Below are 26,010 nucleotides of genomic sequence, written 5' to 3' on the forward strand. Positions count from 1 at the left end.
GCACTGTGAACAGAAGTCAGACCCCTCGCCCTGCGTACAGGAACCCCACTTGACCTTCTGGCGACGCCGGACGCCCTGGCCGCGTACCCCGTTCGTGACCCGCCCTCAGCCGTGGACCTTGAGGCGCATGGCAAGAGCGGGTCTGGCTGGAGTCGGCGCAGTGACGCTGGGCGTGATCGGGCTGGGCGTGGGCGGCGCGGCGGCTTCGGGAGCGTTTGGGCGGGCATGGAACCTGCGGGCCGAGTTGCAACCCATTGAGGTGCAAGACCGCCGGGGAGCGCCGCTGGGCGTGATCGACCATTGCCGGGAAGGGGGCGCGGTGGTCAATGCCGTGCCGTGCCGCGAATCGCTGAGCGTGCCCCTGACCGGCGTCTCACGGGCGTTTTTGCTGGCCTACGTCGCCAAAGAGGACGTGCGGTTCTTTTCGCATGTGGGGGTGGATCTGGGCCGCCTGCCGCGTGCACTGCTCAGCGGCGCGGGGGCCAGCACCATCACGCAGCAGTTGCTGAAAAATAGCGTGCTGGCCGGCCACTTCGATTACGACACCGGGCGGCGCACGCTGCCGCTGGTGCTGACGCGCAAGGCCACCGAGTTCGTGCTGGCCCCGCTGGTCACCTGGCGTTACGGACGGCGTGAGGTCTTGGCGATGAGTGTGAACAGCCTGCCGTGGCTGGGCATAGGTCAGCGCAAAGGCATTTACGATGCGTCGCGGGCGGTGTTTGGCGTAGACCCCGCCGACCTCTCGCTGGCGCAGAGTGCTTTTCTGGTGGGGCTGCTGCCTGCGCCGGGCAACTATCTGGTGTCGGAGAGCACGCCGCCCGAAGCCGCCACGTCGCGCTTCCGCTGGATGCGGGCGCAACAACTGATCACGCTCAATATCCTGCGCTCGCGGGGCCTGATTTCGGAGGCCGAACATCTGGACGCCGTGTCCACACCGCTGCAACCCCGGCTGTGGCGGGCGCAATACGCGGGCGGCGGCTCTGATCTGCGGCTGGTCAGTGCGTCGCGCAATCCCGACTACACCAACGAACCCGAACCCGTGTGGGCCATGCAGGAACTGGTACGCCGGGAACTGCGCCTCAGCGGCCTCGATCCGCGCCGGGTGGCCCGCGTGGTCCTGACTATCGATGCGGGCGCACAGTCGGCCCTAAGCCGCAGACTGGCCGATCGGCCCCAGGGGGTCGCGGAGGGCGCAGCCGTGCTGGATGTACGCGGGGGCGGCGTCGTGGCCCTCGCCAGCAGCACGGGCGGCGAGCAGAGCAGTCAACCGGGGCGGCAATGGGCAGCCTCGGCCAGCCGTCCGGTGGCCAGTACCGTCAAACCGCTGCTATACGCCGCCGCGTTTGGTGAGGGCCTGACTCAACTCAGCCTGTTTCCCGACGCGGCCACCTCTTATTCAGGTCAGGCCATCCGCAACAATTCCGGCACCTTTCTGGGGCGCTCCGTCAGTATTCGCGAGGCCAACGCCCGCAGCCTGAACACGGTGGCCGTGCGCGTGGGCACACAGCGGGAAACCACTCTGCGGCGCGTGCTGGACAGCGTGGGCTATACCGAGGACACGGCCAACCGTTCCAGCCCCGCGCTGGGAACCTACCGCTCGTCGCCGCTGAAGGTGGCCGCCGCCTACGCGAGCTTTGCCAATGGCGGGCAACTCTGCACGCCGCACCTGCTGGCCGAGGTGTATGGCCGGAACGGAAAACCGCTGCCGCTGCCCCGCGCTGCCTGCGCTCCACTGTGGAATGCGGCGGTGGCTTACGAAACCTTCGACCTGCTGACGGGCGCGGTGAACGACTCCGCGGGCCATGTGGGATTCCTGCGCCCCAGCTTCGTGCAGCGCCTGACCGGGCGGAACGTACCGCTGGGAGCCAAGTCCGGCACCACCGACGACGTGCGCGATACCTGGTGCGCGGGCGTGACGCCCCAGTACGCCATGAGCGTCTGGATCGGCGACCCGGACGGCCTGCAAAGCGTCCCCGCCGATCTGTACCAGGGTCAGGCCGCCTGCCGCGAATTGGGCCTGCTGCGCGACCTGCCGCATGAGGTCCGGAGTCTGGAAGCCCCCGCCGGAATCACCCGCGTGGGCGGCGTCGCCGTACCCGTGCCCGGCCTGAATCTCAGAAATCCGCCGCCGCCCTGAAGCATTCGAGGCTCTGAGCTACGCGCCATGAACCCCATACAGCTACGTAAATACCTTCAAGCAAACGCTTTTAACCTTCCACCAACGCCCCTGTGTTTTCCTGTTTTTCCCACATCCCACGTCCCACATCCTTCCCAAGGAGTTCCCCCATGCCCCTCTCTCCCCTGCTTTCCCTCCTGCCGCTGCTGACGCCCGCGCCCGCTGCGGCCAGCGCCTCTACCCTGCTGGGCCTCAGCACGCCGCCGCTGCATGTGGTCATTGCCGCCGACATGACAGGCAGTTCTAAAAATCCGGCCTTCGGGTACGCGGCGCAGGCCCGGCTGCTGAGCCAGAGCGTGCTGCTGAATCAGGTGCGTTCTGGCGACACCGTGACGCTGCTGCGGGTGTGCGCGGGCGTGCAGACGGTGGCCGACTTCCGGTTCCAGTCTCAGAACGGAGCAAGGATGGGCAAGGCCGATATTCTGCGCTATACCAACGCCCTGACGCAGCCCTGCACCGGCAAGGGCAGCGCCATTACGGCGGCGCTGGCACAGGCCAGAGCAGCGGCGACCCGAACCGCTGGCGTGGGAGACATCGTGATCATGTTTACCGACGGGGCCACGCTGGACGACCCCAAACGCGCCGCGCTGGGAAGCACCGTCAAGGGCATTCTGAACGCATCTGGCACGCGCCTGCTGTTTTTTGCGGGCCTCAGTCCGGAGCGCGGCACAGACGGAAATTCGGTCCGGGATGCTTTTGCCAAAGCCCTGGGCACGGGCGTGAACGACAAGCGCCTGCTGATGGCCGGAGCCTACGACCTGAACAACGTGTACCCCACCTTTGCCGACGCCGCCAAAAAAGCGAGGCGCTGAAGTGACGACCCAGGACCAGACCAAACAGGACCTGACCAAACAAAACGGTCTGAGTGACGGCAATCCGGCCTTTCAGGCTCCGGCCCCACTGGAAAGCGTGACGCTGAGCGGCCCGGATCTGGGAACGGTCAACATGAGCTTTGCGGGGACGGAAGGTGCAGACGCGGCGGCTTCCGTCCAGAGTGCCGAGCCAGATTCCGGCAGCCTCCTGATTCCCTCACCTGTAAATCCCTATGAGGCCGCCCTCCCCCACCCCGATCCACTCATTGCCGAGCAATTTATGCCCGTACTGCCGCCAGATCATTACAGCGGATTCCTGAATGACCTGACGGATGAGCTGGCCCTCATCGCCGACCCCGCCGCCCGCAGCATGCTAACCAAACGCGCCCGGATTTTGGCGCTGAACGTGGAGCAGTACCGCGTCAATCATGCGCTGGCACGCGGGGCACTGACGCGGGTACTGGCCGAAACGGGCGTGGGCGTGCGCGAATCCTGGACGCGGCAGGATGAACACCTGCGGTTTATGAATGCGGCCAGCAGCGGTGTAGAACATGAATACACCCGCGCCACCGAAGCCATCGAGCAGGCCCGCCAACAACGTTTCGACGCGCTGGCCGAGTACGGTGCACAGCCGGACACCCTCAGCGCCGAGGGCTTTTATCAGCAGCAGGCATTGGCAGAGTTGGCCCGCGAAGGCCACCCGATCCGCCCGCCCGAACAGCAGACCGGGAGCAAGCGTGTATTCAACGGGTTCGCCGTCTTCAGCAAATTCTTTGTGGGCGTGATCAGCGGCGTAAGCATCAATTTGCTGTTCAACCCGGAGAGTCGCCTGTACCTGACCGTGATTGCCCTGACCGCCGGAGTGATGTTCAGCGTGCTGCTGCTGTGGCTGGTCGATGAGCTGGCCTACCGGGCGAAAATGGCCGCCCACGCTGCCGCGAACGGTACGCCGGGAATGGGCCGCCCCAGCGCCTATATTTCAGGAATTCTGGCCGTCAGTGTGCTGTATCTGGGGGTGGAGGGCTACCTGAACTGGGACGGCATTCTGCGCGTAACCCAGCAGATCGCCGCCAATGCCGCGCAGCAGGGCCAGCTCACTGACCTCAGCAGCACCACCGACACCAACGCCGTGCCTCAGCACTGGTCGCTGCTGACCTTTACGATGTCGCTGGTGGCGATGGCCGTGGGAGCCGCGCTGCTACAGGGCCGCGAACGTGCCCGCACCGTGCTGGAGCGCGAGCGCCTGCTGGGGCGGGTGGCCCAGATCAAGCAGACGCGCCAATATGCTGAGGCTGCCCGCGCCACCGACCATGTGGCCTACCTGGAAGCTGCCCGCGACCGCCTCGCCCCCCCGCGTGACGTGACCAGCCCTGACCACGCCCGCCTGAACGAACGCGTGCTGAACCACTGGGAGCAGGAACGGGAGACGCAGGTGCAGACGCTCAGCGCCGGGCTGGTGCGCGACGCGACGCAACTCCAAGAAGCGCTGGAGGACTTTTCCTTGCAGTTGCAGGCTGCCCAGCATCCTCAGCAGAGGCGAGGGCTGTTGCGATTTTTGTAGGAGTTGTTGCCAACTGACTGTTACGTCTTCAGAAGTAAATGCCGATTCCAGAACATGCTCTACACACGGATTGAAATAAAACTGGGCACCGAAATGTATATATACCGTGAAGGCCAAATTAGTTTGGATATGCCTGGATGTACGCAGCCCGCAGACCATCAACCTACTGACAGTTGTACCGTAACTTCTGCCCCTTCTTCTATTGCCTCAGCTTTTCGGACGTTGGCGCGGATAGGCACGACGTAATGATCGTCCTTAAAAAATAACGATGTCTTCCAGGTTGTGCTGCCGATCCGGGCCTGAACGGGAATCATGCCCCAGCCGTAGGTCACGAACCCAGACGCGGCCTTGAGTTCGGCGCTCTGTTCGGTGGGCACCGTGATGAAGTACCACGGAGCTGGTCCTTTCCAGAACCACAGTGGGCCACTGAATTCAAAAGTCATGCTTCAGTATCTACGGGCAGATGCCAGAAGTCGCTCTTTGACGCATCAGGCAAAAGCGGCGTGATGAAGGTCTGACTTGATCGAAACGTTGACATCACGGCGAGACACACTACGGCAAGATGCCGCTCGGTAGCCTGCTGAGATGGAAATGAATATCGCCTTTTTTGGAGGCCTAGCGATCACTGCTGCGCTGATTCTGCTGACCTTTGTGGTCATGACCCTCATGACGGCGGGTCTCTGGCTGCATAGCCGCCTGACACATCGATCTCTGCCCCGCGCACGCCGCCTACAACTTATCTTCGGTGTCACTGCTCTGATCGTCGTGCCGCTGATAATCACTGTGCTGGTAGTGAATTCATAGGCAAATCCTGCACTTGACCGCACAGAAAGAACTTCCGACAGTGTATGAGCCGTCGAATCAAAACGCCCGACTCAATCGGATTCTGGAGGATGGATCGTCAGACGTGAGGCGGGCACATCGTCGGCGTGGCGTCGCCAGGACTGCACCGCAATCAGGATAGCCGACACCATTAGACCCAGAAAACCCATAAGCGCCTGATCCATTCGTGGCCAGTTGAGGATAAAACCTATGGCAACACCCAAGATGAGTGCTCCAACCAACGGGTGCCACCGCTTGAGCAGAGAGACACGAATGCAAGAAATCATATATTTTCTGCGGTCTTGGGCAGACGTGGTTAAGAAAATTAGAATGTTCAAGATTGCCCCCGTACTTCTATCATAATAAATTAATAATCTGTTTACCACTACCTGGCTTACTTAATGAGGATCAGAAACCAATGTACTGGCACACCTCATACAGTCGAAAACCAATGGCAGGACGACTCTTGAGCTCCAATATTTAGAGGTTTTTTACATTGACTCAAGGTTCATTTAAACGCGGTCTGCCTGGATCTCATTCGGTAGCAGGGTGCTAGAGAGCGATTTATCTTACAATCTTAATCTCTGAGTAGCCAGTTTTCAAAAAATATATATTAATGCTCACATCTGCGGTTGATCTCAGATAAGGCTCTTATACGGACTTACTTTGAGTCCTGAACATCCGGGAAAACGCTGGATATTCAGTAAATGTTGCCAGCCCCTGTCGTGAACGGACGCCCAGAAGGACGCTCCTCCTCCCACATCTCTTACCACTTGCTCTGCTGCGCAGCTTTGCGAGTCAGATAGTTATCGCGCAGTCTCGCCATTCGGTATAAGTTCAAGTCCCACTCTGCCTTCGATAGCAGGTCAGTTGCTCACCTGAGTGGAGCGTTGAGAACCAAGTGAAGGCGGCCACGTTGATGTGGCCGCCTTCAAAATATTGTGCTGAACTCTGTCTTATCCCGTCTGACCAAACTGCATTCTGAACACAAATTTGGTTACGTCGTTCTTCAAGTTGTCGATCATCTCGTTGAACATGTTGGTGGCTTCGAACTTGTATTCAGTGAAGGGGTCGCGCTGGCCGTAGCCACGTAGACCGATACCCTGGCGGAGTACATCCATGCCGTGCAGATGCTCTTTCCAGTGTTGATCAACGACTTGCAGCAGCACATAGCGGCTGAGACTGTTGAGCATCGTGGGACTCAGTTCTGCCTTGCGTGCATCGAAGGCGTCGGCCACAGCGGTCAGCAGGCGCTCCTGTGCTTCGGCAGGTGATACCGTTTTCAGGGCCGCAAAATCGAAACCTTCCAGTTGGGGCACAGCATCGATCACCGCTGTCTGTAGACCTTCGATGTCCCATGTCTCGGGGTTCTGATCGACAGGGGCGTAGGTTGCCAACTGCAGATCCACGAAGTCGGCGATCATGCCCTCGGTGCTTTCTTCGACGGCCTCGTCTGGTCCGAGCAATACCTCGCGGCGCTGACCGTAGATGGTGTCGCGCTGCACGCTCATCACGTTGTCAAATTCCAGCAGTTGCTTACGCGTGCTGAAGTTGCGGTCTTCGACGCGGGCCTGCGCCTTTTCGATGGCTCCAGTCACCATTTTGGCCTCAATGGGCTGGCTGTCATCCATGCCGAGGCGGTCCATCATGGCAACCACGCGGTCGTTGGCGAACAGGCGCATAAGGTCGTCTTCAAAGCTGACATAAAAGCGGCTGCTGCCGGGGTCGCCCTGACGGCCCGCCCGTCCACGCAACTGGTTATCGATCCGGCGCGATTCATGGCGCTCGGTGCCGATGATGTGCAGGCCACCAATTTCCTGTACGCGGGCATGGTCGGCGATGGTATCGAGTTCAAGCTGTTGGGCCTGGGCAATAAAGTCAGGCGTCACACCGGGAATCAGCAGGCCGAGTTCGGTGGCGGCAGGATCCTGGCGGCTGATGGCCTTGATGAAGTTCTCGGCCTCGGGCGCGAAACGGCTGATGCCGAAATGCTGCTCGATGGCCTCTCCGAGCAGGAATTCGCTGTCGCCGCCCAGCTTGATGTCGGTGCCGCGTCCGGCCATGTTGGTGGCGATGGTCACGGTGCCGCTGCGTCCGGCCTGAGCCACGATGCTGGCTTCCTGGGCCTCGAATTTGGCGTTCAGAACAGTATGCGGAATGTTGGCAGCCTTGAGCAGATCGCTGAGCTGCTCACTGGTCACGATGCTGGCCGTGCCGATCAGGACGGGGCGGCCCGTGGCGTGCATTTCCACGACTTCCTGCACCACCGCGTTGTATTTGCCGATCCGCGAGCGGTACACCAAATCCTCGGCATCTTTACGCAAGATGGCCTTGTTGGTGGGGATGACCAGCACGTCGCTGCCGTAGATGTCGAGGAATTCCTTTTCCTCGGTTTTGGCCGTGCCTGTCATGCCCGCGAACTTGTTGTACAGACGGAAGAAGTTCTGATAGGTGATGGTCGCCAACGTCTGGTTTTCGTTTTCGATCTTGACGTTTTCCTTGGCTTCGATGGCCTGATGCAGACCTTCTCCGTAGCGGCGTCCGGGCATCGAACGGCCCGTGAATTCGTCCACGATCAGCACTTCACCCTCGGCGTTCACCATGTAGTCTTTTTCGCGGTGATACAGCTCTTTGGCGCGGATGGCCTGCGTGATCATGTGGGCCTTGTCCATGTTCTCGGGGCTGTACAGGTCGGGAATACTCAGCAATCTTTCGATCTTGCCGATACCCGCTTCGGTGATATGCACCTGCTTGCCCTTCTCGTCGATGGTGTAGTCGCCTGTGGCTTCGGCACGTTTGCCGGGTTCGGCGGGTTCACCTTTTTGCAGGCGACGAATCAGCTTGGCGTACACGTAATACAGGTCGGTGGCTTTCTCGGCGGCCCCCGAAATGATCAGCGGCGTGCGGGCCTCGTCGATCAGGATGCTGTCTACCTCGTCCACGATGGCAAAGTGCAGCGGCGTATCGGCACGCAGGGCCAGGGCGTCGCGGCTCTGGGCCATGTTGTCGCGCAGATAGTCGAAGCCCAACTCGGAGTTGGTGACGTAGGTGATATCGCAGCCGTAGGCGGCCTGCTTCTGCGCGGGTTGCAACTCGCGGTTGGCAAGTCCCACGGTGAGACCCAGCGTGCGGTAGAGCAGGCCCATTTCCTCCATGCCCACCCGCGCCAGATAATCGTTGACGGTCACGAGGTGGCAGCCTTTGCCTTCCAGCGCGTTCAGGGCCAGCGCCAGCGTTGCCACCAGCGTTTTGCCTTCTCCGGTACGCATCTCGGCAATGCGGCCCTGGTGCAGCGCTGCGCCGCCGATGAGCTGCACGTCGTAATGGCGCTTCCCGATGGCGCGGCGGCCTGCCTCGCGGATCAGGGCAAAGGCCGGAATCATGACGTCGTCTAGGGACTCCCCACCCTCCTGTACACGCTTCCGAAGGGCCATGAAGGCCTCGGCGAGATTCTCGACTTTCATCGTTTCTTCTTCCAGCGCGTTGACCGGCTGCACCACCGTTTTGATGATGCGCTGTACATCGCGCTGGTTGTTATCGAATACTTTGTTCAGGACACGGAACATGACGCCTCGCAGTATACGCCCCTGCAACCTGACCGGAGTGCCTGATTTCAGTGAGGTGCGCGAAAGCAACCTGAGTCGGGCAGGCTCAGGAATGAGGGTAGGCTGAAGGAGAATAAGGACCGAAGATAGATTGAGCTACATGACAACGGGACAAAAGATTTGACGGGCCTGCTCTGGCCTGCGCGTATGGCGGCCCTGTGCTTTGCGGTGGCTGGCCTGCGGCACGGATTGGACGTGCTGCGCGGTGGGTGGCTGCCCTACCATTTTGCGCCGCTGTCCATCAATGCCTTCTGGACTTCGCTGGTGCTGTGGGACGCTGTGGCTGCCGCGCTGCTGTGGCGTTGGCCCCGGCTGGGCTTGCCCTTTGGAGTGGGGGTCATGCTGGTTGATGTGGGCGTGAACGGCTGGCTGGCAGGCCAGCAGGGAATCGTGGGCCAACTGGGAGTATGGACGCTGGTGGCCCAGGCTGCCTTTCTGGGGCTATTGGTGGGTCTGTGGGCGGCCAGTCCACACGCCCTTACCACAAAGAAAAGCCCCCGCGCAGAGGCAGGGGCCGGGAATGAAGGCTGAGGCTCAGTTGGTCTTGGTCAACTTGAGCTGGTACTTGTTGAAGGGGCTGTCGTCGTTCTGGCCACTGGCAATAGTGTAGCTGGTGGCAACCAGGTAGTACGTGCCAGCAGCGGGCAGCGTGAAGTTCACTTCGGAATCCGAGTCGATACGGGGCGTGCCACGGTCGTCGTTTTCGGCCAGCACCGTCACACCGTCAGGGCCGAGCAAGAACAGGTAGGAATCCAGCGAGCCGCCGAGCTGGGAGGCCGCCAACATTTCAGCCTTGACCTGGTCGCCTGCCGCACCCGTGAACTTGAAGTAGTCCAGGTCCTGCGGCTTGCCGAAGATGTAGGCCGTCTGGCTGGTCTGGCCGTAGGCGATGGTATTGGCATCAGCGGGTGTGTCGTTAGGCTCGTAGGGGTCTACGGGATTGAAGTCCGGGGCATTGGCCGTCAGAGCAACGTCTTTGCGGTCAGGGGTGTAGTAGGTGCTGCCGCTGGTGGCCGTTACAGTGCCGATGAAAGTGCCACGGTCCTCGGAAAGGCCGCCCGTGATGCCCAAGTCGGCTCCGGCCACGTACAGGTCGTAGGTGCCGGGGGCGATTTCCGCGAAGCGGGCGTCGCCGTTGGCATCGGTGGGCGTCAGGTAGAGCGGCGTGGGATCGTCGGTGGCTCCGGCCCGCATGCCCTGACCACGCAGGATCACGTCAACGAGTTCACCGGGCTGGGTACCGTTCCCATTGATGTACTTCACGTTGACCACGACGTTCGATCCCTTGGCAGGCAGGGCGGCGCAGTCGGTGAGGGTCTGGGCAATCTTGCCTGCGTTCAGTGCACCCCAGCCCGTATCACGGTCGAAGCCGGTGGGGTTGCTGCCGATGGTGTTGTTGGCCGTGGTTTCCAGCACGCGGCGCACCTGATAGGGCGTGGCTGCCGGGCATTTTTGCAGCACCAGGGCGGCTACACCTGTGGTGTACGGCGAGGAGAAAGACGTGCCGGAAATCAGTTCATGCGTTTCGGGCTTGGCGGAATCGCCCCACAACCACGTGGGGTTTGCCAGCATGGTGTCCTGGCCGGGAGCACCGCTGGAGATGTGCCGCCCGCTGGTCGAGAAAGTCACCCTGCGGTTGCTGCCGTCCAGAGCGCCCGAGGCGATGATGCCGGGCAGGGCAGCAGGATACTGGAACTCATCGTGGTACGAGTTGCCCATGGAGGCCACGACGGTCGTGCCGTTGCCCATGGCGTAGTCGAAGGCGTCCTTGACAGCCCCGAAAGACACGCCGCCGCCCCAGGAGTTGTTGATGACGCGTGCGCCGTTGTTGGTGGCCCAGACTGCGCCTGCAGCAATGTAGAAGCTCGAATAGAACTCGTTCTCGGTGTTCTTGGCCGGGTTGATGACCACAGGCATCCATTTGGCTTCCGGAGCAACGCCGACAATTCCTTTGCCATCGCGTGCGGCGACGATGCTGGAGGCAACGAAAGTGCCGTGAGAGGCGAAATTGCTGCTGGAATCCGTAACCCAATCTTTGGCCGAGGTATAGACCTTGTTCAGGAAGGGGTTGTACGCCTTGCCTGCCCAGTTGGGGGCCAGATCGGGGTGGGAGACGTCGCCTGGATCGTCCAGTACAGCTACGACCACGCCTTTCCCGGTCAGACCTGCATCCCAGGCGACTTTGGCATTCAGGTGGCGGGGATCAAGAGCGTACTGAGGCAGTTCATCAAAGATCTGGTCGGCGCTGGCAGCCTGTGGGGTCAGGCTGGCAGGTTGCAGGTTCCGCACGGCGGGATCCTGGGTCACCACAGTATTGACGGTGGCGTAGCGAATACCGCTCAGCTTGGTTGCGCCCCTCGACACCTTCAGGGCGTCGCCATCCACGCGGATCAGGGCCGACTTGATTTCGGGAATGGTCGCCACGACGGTGCCTTTCAGGGCGGTGGCAGCAGCCTGAAGGCTGGTCGCGTCGGCGTACCCGATGATAAGTTCGTTCTTGACATATTTCAGGTTGCCGCTCTGAGCCACCTCGCCCATCACAGCGGGCTGCTGGGCGACTGGCGCGACAGTACTCGTTTGGGAGCAGGCTGCCAGCAACCCCGTGAGGGCCAGCACGCCGAGAGTTTTGGGAAGGTTCCGTCGCAGGTTGTGCGGGTTCTTACGCATCGTATGGCCTCTCTGTCAGGAAATCAGGGTCAGGAAGTCAGGTGGGTGGAAATCAGGAAAATACCGGGCGGAGGAGGAAGCGCACCAACAGACCTGCGCTTCCTTCCGCTTTACTTCTCGCCCGTGATGAAATCCCAGTTGATATTGGTGCCGCGGGTCTGGTTGATCGGGGCCACCGTGCTGTCAGGCCACGTGTAGACCGAGTAGGCCGAGATCCGGTTGCCCTCGCTGGGAGCGTACTTGTAGGCAAAGCCGGAGTACATTTCCCACTTGTAGGGCCGCAACGTCTGCAACGACACTCCGGTCAGAATATTGAGGGGAATACTGACCGTGTGGGCCGCAGTATCGACTGGGAACAGATTGGGCCTGTCGGCCAGATATTTGCCAGAGGTATCGGTCAGGATTGATCCGGCGGAGGTGGGGGGCGTCAGGATCGAGCTGGTGCTGAGGAACACCAACGACTGTCCGGTGGGAACTTTGTTGCCCGTGTCGCCCGTGCCTTCTTCCACCCGGATCAGGGCGTTGGCCGCAGCACCCGGCAGGTTGTAGCCGTTGAGGGTCATCAGATCGCGCAGACGCAGGTTGTAGGCTGCGCCGTCGGCACCGATGGCCGTCTGGTTCTGGCCCATCACGAAGGTCGGGTCGATAGAGACTCCGGTGGATTCGTCGGCTGGTGCGATGAACGTGGGCGTGAACTGGGCCAGCGGTGTGGTCTGGGTGGTGTTGCTGGCGACGCTGTTGGCTCCACGCGCAAGCACGCGGTAGGTAAAGGTCTTGCCCGCTGCCAACTCGGAGCTGGTATCGCGGTAGTTGTAGGGACGGGCCTGCTGGTTGGTGGCCGAGCAGGTCGCGACGCTCGCGCCTCCCACCGTGCCGATCTTCGTGAAGGTGGTGCCGTCACTGGAGCGCTCGATATCGAAGGCAAAGGGCTTGGCCGCAGCGGTGACGTTGGTGTAGCACCAGCGCACTTCCACGAATACGCCGGAACCGTTGGGGGCGGCGTTCCCTTCGGGATCAACGGAATAGGGCGTCGTCCACGACCCTTCCTGCCTGAGGGTATAAGCGGTGGCAGCGGCCCGCGTCGGGGCTTCTACCGTGTTACCCGCCGTCGCCGCAGTATTGATCAGCTTGATCGGCACCACGTAGCGCGAGTAGTTGTAGTTGTAATCCACGACAAGAACATTCAGGTACAGGTTTTCGCCTGCTGCGCTACCCAGTCCGGCCACAAAGTTGGGGAAGCTGGCATTGGGCACTGTGACCGCGCCGGAATCGACTTGCCCGACCAGACCGCTTGGGGGAGCAAAATTCCAGTTGTTGGCCGTATTGGAGGCCGTAATGCCGCCGCTGCCCGGAGTGCGGCCGATCTGGGCATACATGATGCGGATCGGGGGCACGTGGTCGGAATCAGGCGCGGTTTTGATCCGGAAATCCACCGTGTTGGTAAAGGTGGCTCCAGCCAGCGGCGAACCATTTTCGCGGGTCAGGATCAGTTTGGCGGGAGTGGGGTTGGCGCTCGTTTCAAACGCGGGGCGCTGCACCAGCGTCAGGGGCGTGGCGGCTCCAGCATTGACGACCAGGCCGTAGATATCGCTGCCTGCCATTCCGTCTTTACGGGCCTTGATGTCGTAGCTGCCCGCTGCGAGGCTGGGCAACACGAAGGAGCCGTCTGCGCCCGTGGTGAAGGTGCCCAGATCCACGCCGCCCTGCATGACCGTAATGGTGCTGCCTGCAACTGGAGCGCCGATGTTCTGGTCTACGACCGTACCCTGCACCGAACCCGTGCCTGCCGCAACATTCACGGTGGTGGTGGCCGAAGCTGTGTTGCCTGCGGCGTCATAGGCGGTGGCGGTGTAGGTGGTCGTACCTGCCACCGTCACGACAGCCGTGTAGGGGGCAGTGGTGTCTTCGGAAAGCTTTGTTGCGCCGTTATAGAACTCCACTTTGGTCACGGCGGTGTCATCGGTAGCGGTAGCCGTCAGGGTGGTGCTTGCACCGGAGGCCACTGCCGTCAGTGCTGCACTCAGACTCACGGTGGGCGGCGTCGTATCGCCAGCAGGCACAGGATCGGTGGGGCTACAGCCCATGAGAAGCGTACCAAGCAGGAGTGCCGAGCCAATAGAGATCGGTTTCAGGGCCATGAGATGAAGTGACTCCTTTATGAGAGCAGCGGGGGAACGGTAAGAATGGCCCAAGTTCCGCAGGCGCGGAAAGGGTCAGCGGATGATCTGGTGCCGTGTGGGGCGAACAGGAACAACTGCCGAATCTTGAATGACTCGTGAAAGGCATATTAGGCGTACATCTGCCGATGGTCAATGTGCCGCGCCGCTTTCTCATAACAGCCCGAGCAGTTAAGTGGGGAACTGCTCTGACTGGACTGAGGATGGCTCCTGTACTTCAGCAGCATGCAGTCGCAGCAGCACAGAAAAAAAGCAGCCTGATCTCAGGGTTACCGAGAGCAAGTGTCGAAATTGCCTGTATTTACGGACACAACTGTGAGGATTCAGGAGGCTTTATCTTGACTTGAGCCTTCACTCATCACATACGCCTCAACTGATCAGTTCAACCTCTCCGTTGAGGCAGGAAACCTTGAATTATGTCACGTCGAAAGAACTTCCAGTTAACGTTTGTAACATAAAGCTCGGAAAAATCAGCAACACGATAGGATTAGAGAGTCTAAGATTTCCGTCAGAGGCTGAAAGCCTGGGCTGACAGTGAGGCCAGCGGTGCGTAGGCTTCGGCTCCGGCGTCTAGGGCGCTGCTGGGGCGGCCCGCATGGAGGGCGGCTGCTCCGGCCAGCGCAATCATCGCGCCGTTATCGGTATTGAGTCCGGCCCCCGGAAAGACGGCGTGAAGGTCGGTAGCCGCAAAAGCAGCGCGAAGGGCACGGTTGGCCGCCACCCCGCCTGAGACGACCACGGTGCCGCGCCCGTATGCCTGTGCCGCCCGCACGGTGGTTTTGACCAGAAAGCGCACGGCGGCCCGCTCGAAACTGGCCGCCAGATCTTCGGGCCTGGCTCCGGCTTTGTGCGCCAGCAGCGCGGCGGTTTTGAGGCCGCTGAAGCTGAATTCAAAGCCTTTTTGCCCCTGTAAAGGTTCCTTGAAGGGCACGGCGTCCGGGTTGCCCCGCGTGGCCGCCTCGCTGATGGCTGGGCCGCCCGGATAACCGAGGCCCGCCAACCGCGCAATCTTGTCGAAGGCTTCCCCGGCGGCGTCGTCGCGGGTGGCCCCCACCAGAACGTACTGGCCTTCCTCCGGCACATCGAACAGGTGGGTATGACCGCCGCTGACCACCAGAGCCAGATAAGGAGCTTGCAACTCCTCTTCCGAGGCCGCCGCGAAAATATGGCCTTCGAGGTGGTGGGCAGCAAAAAAAGGCACGTTCAGCGCCTGAGCGACCCCTTTGCCGTACATCAGGCCCACCAACAAAGCGCCCACCAACCCCGGCCCCGATGTTGCCGCGACTGCGCCGATATCGGCCACGGTCAGGCCCGCTTCCTGCAAGGCCGCGCCCATGATCTCGTCTATGCGCTCCACATGCTCACGGCTGGCAAGTTCGGGCATGACTCCGCCGTACTGGGCATGAACCTGCTGCGACCAGATTCTGTTGGCCCGCACCTGCACGCCCCCGCTACTCAGCAGTTCCACCACGCCCACACCCGTATCGTCGCAGGATGTGTCGATGCCCAGAATGTAGCGGGGCTGGGCAGCAGAATCGGCAGAAGCAGGCAGAGGCGGGACAGCATTCATCGGGGCCAAGTGTAGAGGACGGAGGCCAGGGCAACTGGCCTGCCATTACGGAACCTCCTCCTTGCAGCTCCCTAAGTGGCTGGCGGCTCCAGTGACGCGCCTTCGAAAACACCACTCGAAAGCGCTCCACTTCCGCCCCCAGCCACTGTTGCCTTCTCGCTTCGCTCGGGGTGATTCCCCGGTCATCACCCGGCAGTGACTTACCAGCGGCGCGGATCGCTTTCGGGTTCCTCGGCCAGCACCCACAGTTGGCGGCCCGCTGCGGCCACCTCACGCTGGGCATCCAGCAGCACGGCTTCCAGCTCGGCATTCAGCTTGGTCTGGCGCTTACGAAAATGATCGTAGTCGCACAGCACCAGCGCAAAGCGGGGTGGACGGCTCTCCGGGTCGGTCAGCACATCGTACAGGGCGTCCCAGTTGTGCCCGAAGCTCTGGGTGAGCGCCAGCCCACGCAGGAAGGCCAGCATCAGGCTTTCCTTGTCCCGCACACGGGTCAGGTCCACTTCGCGCACCGCTACCTGATACCCGGCAGCCACGATCCGCATATCGTGCGGCGCTGTCTGGATACCGTCTGGGGCAGCGTTAAATACATTCATCATGGACGAATCCTCTGAAAAGTTGCGTAATGATCGGCGGTGTAATAGCACTCGGCTGTTTTCTGAGTGTTTCGGGCCGTGCCACAGACAATGCGCCGCGCTCCCCGGTCGCCTTCACCCGGAGTTTTGACGGTGTATTCCCGGTAATAGTTGCGGGGCTGATTCGGCAAGATGCCCTCGCGGTTGCCGAAACTCGCGCCGTCTTTGGAATAGGGAAAGGGGCCGCCCACATTGATCAGGCGCAGGGTCTGCTGACCTTCACGCGGCAGAGCAGCGGCAGCGATATACAGCAGGCCGCTGTCTGGGTCGGTGCGGGGCGGGGCAACTCGGGTGGAGTTGGTGGGGGTCTGGGTGCGGCTCGGCGGCGCTTGACTTGTCTGTGTCTGATTCGCCTGCGCCTGATTCGTTTGCGCCTGCGTTCCGCCGTCCTGTGGCGAGCAGGCCATCAGACCCGCTGAGAGCAGCAACGCTCCCCACAGGGCAGAGATTGGAGGCCGGGTATTCACGTCCGGCAGTCTAGCCCTCATCGTGCCCCGGCCCGGCCATCCAGACCCTGATCGTCCAGCCACGCCAGCAGACCGGGCAGCAGCGCCGTCAGCCCCTTATATTCCACCTGATCGGGCGTCATGGAGCGGTGCGCGGCGGCCAGAGCGCGGGCATGGACAGGGTCGGCCACCGCATCGGCCAGCGGATAAATGTAAGGTCGGATGGTAAACAGCGCTCCGTGCGCGGCAGGAAATCCGGTCAGCGTTTGCCGTTCTACGCGCAGAAATGCCCGGTCAGGGTCGAAGGCGGTGGCGCGGGCGCGGTCTGCGTCGGGCGGGGCAGCGGGGTGGTGGTCTAGGCGGTCACTCATGGCGACGCCCCACGCGAAGCGCACGAATGGCCCCCGCGAAATCACGGCGTCGATCAGGCGCGGCGCGGTGGCGTTCAGGGGGCCGCTGCCCGCCACAGGCGCGTGTACAAAGGCAAAATCGCGCCCCAATTTGTCGCGGGGGTCCCAGTGCTGCGGCGACATGACATGCACGGCGGCCAGAAAATCTGCACCAGTGACTGGATGGCGGGCCAACAGCGCGAGGTCTTCGGGGGCATTCAGGGCCAAAAAATCGAAGGCAGAAATGGGCTGGATGTCGGCTACGAGTGCCGAATATGGGCCGGAATCCTGAGTCAGACTGTCCAGCGTTCCGCGTTTCAGGTCCAGCGCCGCCGTCCATCCCAGGGCCGCGTTGCCGAAATGCTGTCCGTCCCAGGTCATGCACCCGCCGCTCTGGGCCGCCAGCGTGTGGGCCAAAAAGGAGAGGGCAGCCTCCCGTAGCGCAGGCGTCAGGCCCGCCTCTCCCGCGTATTCGTGCAAGGCCCGTGCATGGGCGGCGGCTTTGCTGGCAACAAAAGCCGGGTAGGTGTTGTCCAGCGCAAAGGTATGCGTCTCCACCACCTCCGCCGCCTGCGGTCCCACGAACGGCACAGGCTGCACGCCGAGGCGGAACAGGCCCGCCGACACGGTGTATCTGCCGCTCAGAAACGGGCGGTACAGGGTGAGTGAACTGGGGAACACGGGGGCAGTTTAGAGGAAAAGGCAATTCCCCCGCCGCTCTGCCACGCCCCCTGACTGGGGAGGGCAATGCAGGCTACGGGGGAATAGAGGCTTTCTGTTCAGGCCAGCGAGGTATTGCTCAGGACTTTGGTGGCGATCAGGATCAGGATGATGATGCCCACGATGACGCGGTAGACGGCAAATCCCTTGAAGTTGTTGGTGGACACGAAGCGCAGCAGCCAACCGATGGCAAGGTAGGCCACCACGAAACTGGTGACAGCCCCCAGAGCCACGTTCACGAGGCCGATCTGGGCCAGAATGTCGCGGCTCTTGATGAAATCCAGCAGGGCCGCGCCGCCCAGCGTGGGGACACCAAGGTAAAAGCTGAATTTGGTGGCGGTCTGACGGTCCAGCCCCAGCACCATGCCGCCCAGAATAGAACTGGCGCTGCGAGAAAATCCGGGCCACAGCAGCGCGAGGGTCTGCAGCACGCCGATCATCAGCGCCTTCCCAACACCGATGTTTTTGATGTCGTGGACCACGGGCTGCACTTTGCGGCTCTCGATGACCCACATGATCACGCCGCCCACGATCAAGGCCCACGCCACCACGCTGGGCCGGAACAGGTTGGCCTTGATCACGTCGCCAAAGGCAAGGCCCAGAATGACGGCGGGAATGCAGGCCACGATGATGCCCAGCCAAAGCTGTTGCGTGGGCTGGTCGCGCCCGATATCGCGGCCCTGCTGCACGAAATCGCGCCAGTAATAGGCCAGGACCGCCAGAATCGCGCCGCCCTGGATGACCACCTCGAAGGTATCCTTGACGTCTTTGGGCCACGGCACGCCCATCAGGTTTCCAGCGAGAATCAGGTGGCCGGTAGAACTGATGGGAAGAAATTCGGTGATGCCTTCGACGATGCCGTAAATGAGAGCGTAGAACCAATCCATGTCTGGGTGAGCCTAACATCTGGGGGGAACAGGAGGCTCATCCCAAAGGATGGCTGCTTCTCCCTCTTCCATGCCCGCAGCAGGCTCAGCCTCTCGTCTCAGCCCGCGTTGACGATAAAGCGGTGATACCCGGTGGCTCCTTCCGGCAGAGCGTCGCGCTCGGCGGGTTTCTGGGCCACCGAACCGCTGTAGGCCCGCGCCATCAGCATGGCGGCCCCGGCGGTGGGGGTCCACGCAAAGGCCCACAGTGTCCACGCAGAATTGCTGCGCGGCGGCGTCAGTTTGGCCTGTCCCCACGTTTTGCCGCCGTCGGTGCTGACTTCCACACGGGTAATGGGCCTGGTCCCGAAAAACGCCATGCCGCGCACCGTGATGGGCTGGCCCGCCTTCACCTGAGGATTGATCTCCTCGGGAAAATCAATGCGGCTCTGAAGTTCCAGACGCGCGGTGCGGCTCCAGTCTCTCTGCACCCAGTAGCCGGGCTTGTCGGTGGCGCTGAGGGTGATTCTGGTCAGCCAGCGCGGTTGCTTCATGCCGTAGCGGTCGGGAATCAGCACCCGCAGCGGGAAACCGTGTTTGGGCGTCAGGGGCGCACCGTTCAGGCGGGTGACCAGCAGCACGTCGGGGTCAAGGGCGTCTCCGAGCGGCAGGCTTTCGGTGTAGCCGTCCTCGGCTTCCCACAGGACAAAGCGGGCCTCCTTGCCGATTCCCACATCGCGCAGCAGGTCGGCCAGCCGGAAGCCCTCCCAGATGCCGTTGGAGATCAGTGGGCCGCCCACCGGATTGCTGATACAGGCCAGCGTGCGCTCACTGGTCACGGCGGGAAACCGGGTCAGGTCTTCCAGCGTCAGGGTTTTGGGCGTGCCCACCAGTCCATCTACCCGCAAGCGCCACTTCTCGCCGTTGATGCGGGGGTCGAGGGCTTCCAGATTTTTGCTGACGTAGTACCAGTTGGAAACGGGTGTGACGCCAGCGGGCAGACTTCCCGGCGTAACCGGAGTGGACGCAGCCGAGGCCGACGCGCCTGCACCTCCAACCGAAATCAGGCGACCCGCTCTAGTAGCCAGAACCGCCGCGCCCGTGCCCGCCAACGCCAGCGTGACTGTGCGGCGCGTGGCATCGGTGCGAGCCACCGCAGCCGTCGGAACGGGAGCCAGCGGTTCTGAGAGTGTGGAGGCACGCGGGGCCAGCAATCGTTCCAGACCCCACAACAGCAAGCCGAACACGGCCCCGTTGCCCAGCGCCACTTCCAGCGGAGTGAAGGCCAACAGCGCCAGAGCCACCACCGCGCCCGCCTGCCACGGCCTGACCAGCCCACCCAGCAACGTCAGGCCGCCCAGCCAGCCCACCAGCACACCTGCGAAGGCCACGCTTTTGCCCGTGCTGCCCAGACCAAAAATCTGGTGCAGGGCCTGAAAGATGACCGGGACGCCCAACGCCTGCGTGATCCGGCCAAACAGGGACACCACCGGATTGACCCAGCCCAGCACCTCCAACCCGATAAAACCCAGTACGCTCAGCAGAGCAACGGCGATGAACGCCCGTAAAAATTTCATGGTGATTCCTCCTGATGTGGTTGCGGACCATAAGCTGTGAGCCTTGAACGACAACTGCGCTGGAACACCCACCTCTCATGGCTGGTGGCTCAGAGCAAAAAAACAGGCTGGGCGGCCAAATTTCTGCGCCCCCCAGCCCATTCACTTTCGTTCGGAATCCAGGCCCGAACTCTGAACTTACTTCTCGTTCATGCTCCCCATGACCAGTTTGTCTTCGGCCACAACGACATCAAACGTCTTGCCGCCCAGCGTGCCCACGGCAAACAGGCTATAGCTCTTGCCGCCCGCCACGCTGATGCCGCTGATGTTCTTGACGACGGGTTCCATCTTGCCGAAAGGTACGACGTTCAGGTTGACGCCCATCGGGTTGACCAGCAGGCTGGCCTTATTGCCGTAGCTCAGGCCCATGGGCAGCAGCTTGGCGTTGCTCATGTCCACGGCCAGCGCCTGGACGCGGGGGCCGTCGGGCGAGAGGTGATAGACGCTGACGGCGGCCTTGCCCTTGTCCATGTTCATGCTGGTGGCCGTGAAGATCTTGGGCTTGATGTTCTTGAGGTAACCGACGGCGGCGACGGTGTAGTAGGTTCCAGCGGTCAGGTTCACGTCGGCTTCAAACACCACCATGTCTTTCATTCCAGCGGCAGTCACCATCACTTTGTGGGCACCGGCAGGCACTTCACCGAAGGGAGTCACGGCCTTGAAGGGCGCGTTGGCGACCGTACGCATACCGTCTACATACACGTCCACATTGGGCGCGTCACTGACGGCATGAACTACACGGACATACGCCTGACCCATCTGGGCGCTGGCGGCGGAAGCGAGAGAAAGGGCGGCAAGGGCAGTCATTCCAATTTTAAGGTTAGTCATGGTGGTTCTCCTTGTGGGCTATGAGGCTCGGCCTCTTGTTCTGAACAGCTATATGCACGGCAGAGCTGTTTGGATCAGGTGCGCCAAAAAGATGAAGGGGAACTAAAGAACCAGGTGGTTTTAAGAAGCGCATAGGCTGAGGCCATGACCCGGCTTTCCTCCAGAACAAACGTCAGACGTCCCCGACTTTCTCCGCGTGTGCGGGTGTGGCTGTCTATTTTTCTGGCGGGCTTCCTGGGCTACCTGCTGGCCGTGGGTGTGGGTGTGGCGGTGCGCCCGCCGCTGATGGTCGGACAGGACGCCGCCGTACAGGGCGCACAGGCCCGCGCCACGTTGCAGACCACTCCCGGCACATTTCTGGATGTCCAGCCTGTGGGCGGCCAATACGACACGCTGCTGGTGTTCTATTCGGGCGGGTTGGTGCGCCCGCAGGCCTACGAATGGTTGGGCACCGCTCTGGCTGGGCAGGGTGTTCGTACCGTAATTCCCGCCTTTCCGCTGGATCTGGCCGTGACGGGCATTGGCCGCGCCGACGCCCTGATCCGGCAGTTCGGCGCAGGCAAGCGCGTGATTCTGGCCGGACATTCGTTGGGCGGCGCGATGGCGGCCCAGTACGCCCGCGATCACCGGGCACAACTGACGGGCCTGATCCTGATGGGCGCGTACCCGGCAGGCAACGTGAGCCTGCGCGACCTGCCCGGAGCGCCCCTGCCTGTGCTGTCGCTGCTGGCCGAGCAGGACAGGGTGGCTGCCGCCGACGACGTGCGTGATGGCCTGAACCGCTTGCCGACTTCTGCCCGCCTGACTGTGATCAGGGGGGCCGTCCACGCTTTTTTTGGACGCTACGGCCCGCAAAAGGGCGACGGCATTCCCACCGTGACCCGCGCCGAGGCCGAAACGCAGATCGTGTCAGAACTGCGGAGCTTTCTGGACGGATTGCCGGGCCAGTAACCGCAACGGGCTACAAAAAACAGAAGAGAGGCACGCACGCGGCGGCCTCTCTTCTGTTTTTTAGGTCTGTCGTTCAGGACTCAAGCCCCTAACCGAAGCCTTCAGTTCGTCTTGTTGGCTTCTGTACCGCTGGGCTTGCTGGCTGCAGGAGAATTAGGCTCGATGGCTCCGCCCCAGGTGGCCCCGGTGGTGGCGGCCTGCGTGTTGGAGGCGGCTCCGGCAGCGGGAGCCACGGCTGCAGCAGTCGTGGTCGGCGCGGGGGCACTGGCAGCGGGCGGGGTGGCGGGTTTGGGCGCCTCTTCCATGCGCTCCAGCCACATCGTGCCGATCAGGTTGCGGGCGCTCCGGCCTGCATTCTTGAGGCTCTGGGCCGCGCCGGGGTTGATGGACTCCACGGCGTTCAGGATGCCCTGACGCGCCACCGGAACACGGGCCAGCACAATTGCACCCGTGACCAGCAGCACCAGACCAATCACGCCGCTGCCACCGCTCTGCTCGGATTCATTCTGTTTCACCGCTCTGGCGGCCTTCATCTTCACAGCTTTCACGTCTACGTCCTGCTTCATCTTGCCCTCGATCTGGCGGCCAGTACGCGCCGCCTGTTTTGTTTTCTTGGCCCAGTCTTTCTTGAACTCACGCTCGAACTGCGCCACCTCGCGGCCAGCCTGCTTTTGCAGGGGCGCGACACGCTTGGCGACGGCTTTTTCCAGCTTGGCGGGCTTCCACTCTTTGCGGGCCGCACGCAACTCTTTCTCGGCGTCCTTGCGGGCGCGGGCAAGTGCTTTCTCGGCAGCGTGACGGCGGCCTTCTACGGTGTCCTGTGCGTCTCCCAACAGACCCTGTACCCGGTGGCTCACGTCAGAGATCAGGGCGCTGCCCGCAGTCTTCCCGGTTTGCTGGGCCACAGTCAGGGCTTTGGCAGCAGCCTCACGGCGCTCAGCCGTCGCTTCCAACACTTCGCCCGACAGCGTGGTCAGGCGCTTGCCTGCTTCCTCACGGGCCACCTGGGCGGCCTCACCTGCATCGTGGCGCAGTTGTACAGCCTTGGCAGCGGCTCCGGCAGCCAGCACGCCCGCCGCTTCCTGTGCGCTGCCCAGCAGGGCGTGGGCGCGGGGGGGCACTTCTTCACGCAGGGCTTCCAGGGTGTGGGTCGCGGTGTGCAGGGCCGTCTGAACTGCCGATTGTGCAGCGGTCTGGGCCGCGTGTCCGGCGTGTCCTGCCTGAACTGCCGCGCCTGCCAGAGCGGGCTTGATGGTGTCGTCCAACGTGCCCTGCGCCGTGCCCAGTGCATCACGGGTGCCCAGCACCAACTTACGGCGAAGGTCGGGATTCAGGCTCAGGGCCGCCAGTCCACCCAGCAGCAGCAGGCTGCGTTTGCTGACGCCGCCGTTCATGTCGTTGTTCATGGTTCTCCTTTCACGCCTGCCTTGCCATATGGTTTTTCTGTGGGCAAAGCAAACAATGCGGTCATTGTGGGCTACTTCCTACAGATGAGGATGGGGGGAATGTAACGCGGGGTTCATGTTCGGCGGAGTTGCCTGTGTAGGTCGCCTAGATTGACACCCATGAATCAAGTTCTGCTGATTACGGGCGGGAGTCGCGGCATCGGTGCGGCCACAGCGCTGCTGGCTGCACGGCAGGGGTACGTGGTGGCCGTAAATTACAGGCAGGACGTTGCCGCTGCCGGGCAGGTCGTGGCGTCCATCCAGGGCAGTGGAGGTCAGGCCAGAGCCATTCAGGCTGATGTCAGCAGTGAAAGCGATGTGGAACGGATGTTCCGGGAAGTTGGACAGCAGTTGGGCACGCCGACCGCTCTGGTCAACAACGCGGGCATTCTGGAACAGCAGACCCGCGTGGAGCATCTGGACGCCAACCGTCTGAGGCGCATTTTTGAAACCAACGTGATCGGCACTTTCCTGTGTGCCCGCGAGGCCGTGCGCTGCATGTCCACGCGGCACGGCGGACAGGGCGGCTCGATTGTCAACGTGTCTTCTAGGGCAGCGGTGTTGGGTTCGGCTGGCGAGTACGTGGACTACGCCGCTTCCAAAGGGGCCGTGGATACCCTGACCGTCGGGCTGGCCCACGAAGTGGCGGGCGAGGGCATCCGCGTGAACGGCGTGCGCCCCGGCCTGATCACCACCGAAATGCACGCCAGTGGCGGCGAGCCAGAGCGGGTGGCGCGGCTTGCTCCGGGCGTGCCGATGGGCCGGGGCGGAAGGCCCGAAGAGGTGGCGCGGGCCATTCTCTGGCTGCTCTTGGAGGAAGCGTCGTATACCACCGGAGCCATTCTGGATGTGTCGGGCGGGCGCTGAGCGGGGCTGATTTGCCTTCAGCGCACCTTCCTTCTGCGTCATCTCTCTCCAATCGCGGTCCTGCTCTCCATGCCCCGCCCCCCGAAAGCTCTAAACTCCGGGACGTGACCCGCAAGGCCCGCACCCCCCATCCCCCGGCAGCCCCACAGCCCGCGCCTCTTTCTCCATCAGGCGGCGGTCTGGCGCGGCTGGAAGTGCGAAATCTGGCGACCATTCCGGCCCTGAGTCTGGAGCTGCACGGCGGCTTCTCGGCCTTTACGGGCGAAACGGGCGCGGGCAAAAGCATCATCGTGGACGCACTGGGGCTGCTGCTGGGAGCGCGGGCCAACACCGACCTGATCCGCACCGGAGAAGACGCGCTGCTGGTCACGGGCTTTTGGGAAGGGGCGGCAGATGAATTTAGCGCCAGCCGCCGAGTGACCACGCAGGGACGCGGCACGGCCCGGCTGGACGGCGAGGTGGTGAGCGTGCGCGAATTGCAGGAGTGGGCCACCTCTCACCTCACGATTCACTGGCAACACAGCGCCGTGAGTCTGCTGACCCCCGCCAATCAGCGCGACCTGCTTGACCGGCAGGTGGCCGCAGAATCGGGCGCGTACCGTGCCGCCTACCGGGCGTGGCAGGAGGCGGCGGCACGGCTGGAAGCGCTGCGGGCCGGAGAGCGCGAGCGGGCGCGGCAACTGGATCTCCTGACTTTTCAGGCCCGTGAGATTGCCGAAATCGCCCCCCAACCCGGCGAGGAAGAACCCCTCAGCACCGACCTGACCCGGCTGGCGAATCTGGACACCATCGCTCAGGGGGCGGCGGGGGCGCTGGAACTCCTGTCGGACGGGGAAATCAGCGTGGCGGGGCTGATGGCCGAGGCAGTGCGGGCGCTGAATGCCGGAGCCAGATACGACGAAACGAGCGCCGGGTTGCAGCGCGATCTGCGCGAGGCTCTAGACGCGGTGCAGGCCATCGTGGGCGAGCTGCGCGGCACCGCTGAAGACAGCGCCCCCGACCCCGAAGAACTGGCCCGCGTGGAGGCGAGGCTGTCGGCACTGGGCAAACTGCGGGCCAAATACGGGCCGACGCTGGAGGACGTGCTGGCCTTTCAGGAGTCGGTGAATGCGGAACTGGCCGCCCTAGAACAGGACGAACACGATGCCGGAACGCTGGAAGCCGACGTGGAGGCGCTCAGGGCCGCAGCACTGGCCGCAGGCAGGGCGCTGGACGCTGCCCGCACCCACACGGCTGGCCCCCTGGCCGCCTCGCTGCTGGCCGTGATTCGGGAACTGGGGATGCCGCACGCCCGCCTGGAATTCAGGCTCTCGCCGCTGCCCACGCCCGCCTTGTCGGGGATCAGCGACGTGCTGCTGTACTTCACGGCCAACCCCGGCGAAGACCTCGCACCGCTGGCCGATGTCGCTTCCGGCGGCGAATTGTCGCGGGTGATGCTGGCGATCAGCACCGTGCTGGGAGCCGATACCCCCACCGTGATTTTTGACGAGGTAGACGCAGGAATCGGCGGCTCGGCAGCATTGGCCGTGGCCGCGCAACTGTCGGGCCTGGCGGCCTCGCGGCAGGTGTTGGTCGTCACGCACCTCGCGCAGATTGCCGCCCGAGCCGATCAGCATTACAAGGTAGAAAAACAGGTGGAAGGAGGCCGCACCGTAAGCCGGGTGCGCCTGCTGAATCCCCAGGAACGCTTGGAAGAAATTGCCCGCATGATGAGCGGCAACACCTCCGACGCGGCCCTGACGCATGCACGGGAATTGCTGAGCCGCTGAGAACCGGTCTCCAAGCCCTGTCCGGCTGTCGGCAGCCAGCTTCTCTGAGTATGCGTTTGCTCAAGGCCAGTTCAGTCGTTCATCAGGC

At 62.6% G+C, this 26,010-nt stretch carries 20 protein-coding genes; 8 read left to right on the forward strand and 12 right to left on the reverse strand.

Annotated elements, in window-relative coordinates; all coding sequences use genetic code 11:
* The first annotated feature begins 49 nt into the window (after nucleotides 1–49).
* The 3 genes from F561_RS0101770 to F561_RS0101780 all read left to right on the forward strand — a co-directional run bounded on the left by F561_RS0101770 (nucleotide 50) and on the right by F561_RS0101780 (nucleotide 4,549).
* Nucleotides 50–2,137, forward strand: coding sequence for a transglycosylase domain-containing protein (locus F561_RS0101770; protein WP_040379502.1), 2,088 nt, complete (start codon nucleotides 50–52; stop codon nucleotides 2,135–2,137).
* 149 nt (nucleotides 2,138–2,286) lie between these two features.
* Nucleotides 2,287–2,988 (forward strand): VWA domain-containing protein, encoded by a 702-nt coding sequence (locus tag F561_RS0101775; RefSeq protein ID WP_019008219.1) that lies wholly within the window; start codon nucleotides 2,287–2,289, stop codon nucleotides 2,986–2,988.
* A 1-nt stretch (nucleotide 2,989) separates the two neighbouring features.
* Nucleotides 2,990–4,549 carry a hypothetical protein gene (locus tag F561_RS0101780; RefSeq protein WP_019008220.1) on the forward strand — a complete coding sequence of 520 codons (1,560 nt, stop codon included), beginning with the start codon at nucleotides 2,990–2,992 and terminating at the stop codon, nucleotides 4,547–4,549.
* Between the two features lie 158 nt (nucleotides 4,550–4,707).
* Here F561_RS0101780 and F561_RS0101785 read toward each other — a convergent pair whose 3' ends face one another.
* Nucleotides 4,708–4,992, reverse strand: a complete 285-nt coding sequence (locus tag F561_RS0101785; RefSeq protein WP_019008221.1) for a DUF1905 domain-containing protein — start codon at nucleotides 4,990–4,992, stop codon at nucleotides 4,708–4,710.
* Nucleotides 4,993–5,134: 142 nt separating this feature from the next.
* On the opposite strand from F561_RS0101785, the gene F561_RS0101790 reads away from it, so the two are divergent.
* A complete protein-coding gene (locus tag F561_RS0101790; RefSeq protein ID WP_019008222.1) occupies nucleotides 5,135–5,353 on the forward strand; it encodes a hypothetical protein in 219 nt (72 codons plus the stop codon).
* A 974-nt stretch (nucleotides 5,354–6,327) separates the two neighbouring features.
* On the opposite strand, the gene secA is transcribed toward F561_RS0101790, so the two are convergent.
* Nucleotides 6,328–8,937 (reverse strand): preprotein translocase subunit SecA, encoded by a 2,610-nt coding sequence (gene secA / locus F561_RS0101800; RefSeq protein ID WP_019008224.1) that lies wholly within the window; start codon nucleotides 8,935–8,937, stop codon nucleotides 6,328–6,330.
* Nucleotides 8,938–9,123: 186 nt separating this feature from the next.
* Here secA and F561_RS24525 point away from each other — a divergent pair, with 186 nt between their 5' ends.
* On the forward strand, nucleotides 9,124–9,507 hold the full coding sequence (locus F561_RS24525) for a hypothetical protein (protein ID WP_019008225.1): 384 nt from the start codon (nucleotides 9,124–9,126) through the stop codon (nucleotides 9,505–9,507).
* Nucleotides 9,508–9,510: 3 nt separating this feature from the next.
* On the opposite strand, the gene F561_RS0101810 is transcribed toward F561_RS24525, so the two are convergent.
* From F561_RS0101810 to F561_RS0101850, 9 genes are all read right to left on the reverse strand, one after another.
* Nucleotides 9,511–11,643, reverse strand: coding sequence for a S8 family serine peptidase (locus F561_RS0101810; protein ID WP_019008226.1), 2,133 nt, complete (start codon nucleotides 11,641–11,643; stop codon nucleotides 9,511–9,513).
* A 110-nt stretch (nucleotides 11,644–11,753) separates the two neighbouring features.
* The gene (locus tag F561_RS0101815; RefSeq protein WP_019008227.1) at nucleotides 11,754–13,781 is read right to left on the reverse strand and encodes a carboxypeptidase-like regulatory domain-containing protein; all 2,028 of its coding nucleotides are present in this window, start codon (nucleotides 13,779–13,781) and stop codon (nucleotides 11,754–11,756) included.
* 547 nt (nucleotides 13,782–14,328) lie between these two features.
* The gene (gene tsaD / locus F561_RS0101820; protein ID WP_019008228.1) at nucleotides 14,329–15,390 is read right to left on the reverse strand and encodes a tRNA (adenosine(37)-N6)-threonylcarbamoyltransferase complex transferase subunit TsaD; all 1,062 of its coding nucleotides are present in this window, start codon (nucleotides 15,388–15,390) and stop codon (nucleotides 14,329–14,331) included.
* 200 nt (nucleotides 15,391–15,590) lie between these two features.
* Nucleotides 15,591–15,989: a barstar family protein gene (locus F561_RS0101825; RefSeq protein WP_019008229.1), complete on the reverse strand. Its 399-nt coding sequence runs from the start codon at nucleotides 15,987–15,989 to the stop codon at nucleotides 15,591–15,593.
* On the reverse strand, nucleotides 15,986–16,492 hold the full coding sequence (locus F561_RS0101830; protein WP_245556404.1) for a guanyl-specific ribonuclease: 507 nt from the start codon (nucleotides 16,490–16,492) through the stop codon (nucleotides 15,986–15,988). The genes F561_RS0101825 and F561_RS0101830 overlap by 4 nt, the downstream gene beginning before the upstream one ends.
* Nucleotides 16,493–16,509: 17 nt before the next feature.
* Nucleotides 16,510–17,541 carry a heme-dependent oxidative N-demethylase subunit alpha family protein gene (locus tag F561_RS0101835; RefSeq protein ID WP_019008231.1) on the reverse strand — a complete coding sequence of 344 codons (1,032 nt, stop codon included), beginning with the start codon at nucleotides 17,539–17,541 and terminating at the stop codon, nucleotides 16,510–16,512.
* Between the two features lie 98 nt (nucleotides 17,542–17,639).
* Nucleotides 17,640–18,467, reverse strand: a complete 828-nt coding sequence (locus F561_RS0101840) for an undecaprenyl-diphosphate phosphatase (RefSeq protein WP_019008232.1) — start codon at nucleotides 18,465–18,467, stop codon at nucleotides 17,640–17,642.
* A 98-nt stretch (nucleotides 18,468–18,565) separates the two neighbouring features.
* Entirely contained in the window at nucleotides 18,566–20,023 is a 1,458-nt protein-coding gene (locus F561_RS0101845) for a molybdopterin-dependent oxidoreductase (RefSeq protein WP_019008233.1), read from the reverse strand.
* Nucleotides 20,024–20,200: 177 nt separating this feature from the next.
* Entirely contained in the window at nucleotides 20,201–20,890 is a 690-nt protein-coding gene (locus F561_RS0101850; RefSeq protein ID WP_040379505.1) for a DUF4397 domain-containing protein, read from the reverse strand.
* A 144-nt stretch (nucleotides 20,891–21,034) separates the two neighbouring features.
* Here F561_RS0101850 and F561_RS0101855 point away from each other — a divergent pair, with 144 nt between their 5' ends.
* Nucleotides 21,035–21,841 carry an alpha/beta family hydrolase gene (locus F561_RS0101855; RefSeq protein ID WP_051096793.1) on the forward strand — a complete coding sequence of 269 codons (807 nt, stop codon included), beginning with the start codon at nucleotides 21,035–21,037 and terminating at the stop codon, nucleotides 21,839–21,841.
* 101 nt (nucleotides 21,842–21,942) lie between these two features.
* Here the strand turns inward: F561_RS0101855 and F561_RS0101860 are convergent, their stop codons facing one another.
* Nucleotides 21,943–23,247, reverse strand: coding sequence for a hypothetical protein (locus tag F561_RS0101860; protein WP_019008236.1), 1,305 nt, complete (start codon nucleotides 23,245–23,247; stop codon nucleotides 21,943–21,945).
* 159 nt (nucleotides 23,248–23,406) lie between these two features.
* Here F561_RS0101860 and F561_RS0101865 point away from each other — a divergent pair, with 159 nt between their 5' ends.
* A complete protein-coding gene (locus F561_RS0101865) occupies nucleotides 23,407–24,153 on the forward strand; it encodes an SDR family oxidoreductase (RefSeq protein ID WP_019008237.1) in 747 nt (248 codons plus the stop codon).
* Between the two features lie 104 nt (nucleotides 24,154–24,257).
* Nucleotides 24,258–25,922, forward strand: coding sequence for a DNA repair protein RecN (gene recN / locus F561_RS0101870; protein WP_019008238.1), 1,665 nt, complete (start codon nucleotides 24,258–24,260; stop codon nucleotides 25,920–25,922).
* Nucleotides 25,923–26,010 lie beyond the last annotated feature (88 nt).

The organism is Deinococcus aquatilis DSM 23025 (genome assembly GCF_000378445.1).
Classification (GTDB): domain Bacteria; phylum Deinococcota; class Deinococci; order Deinococcales; family Deinococcaceae; genus Deinococcus; species Deinococcus aquatilis.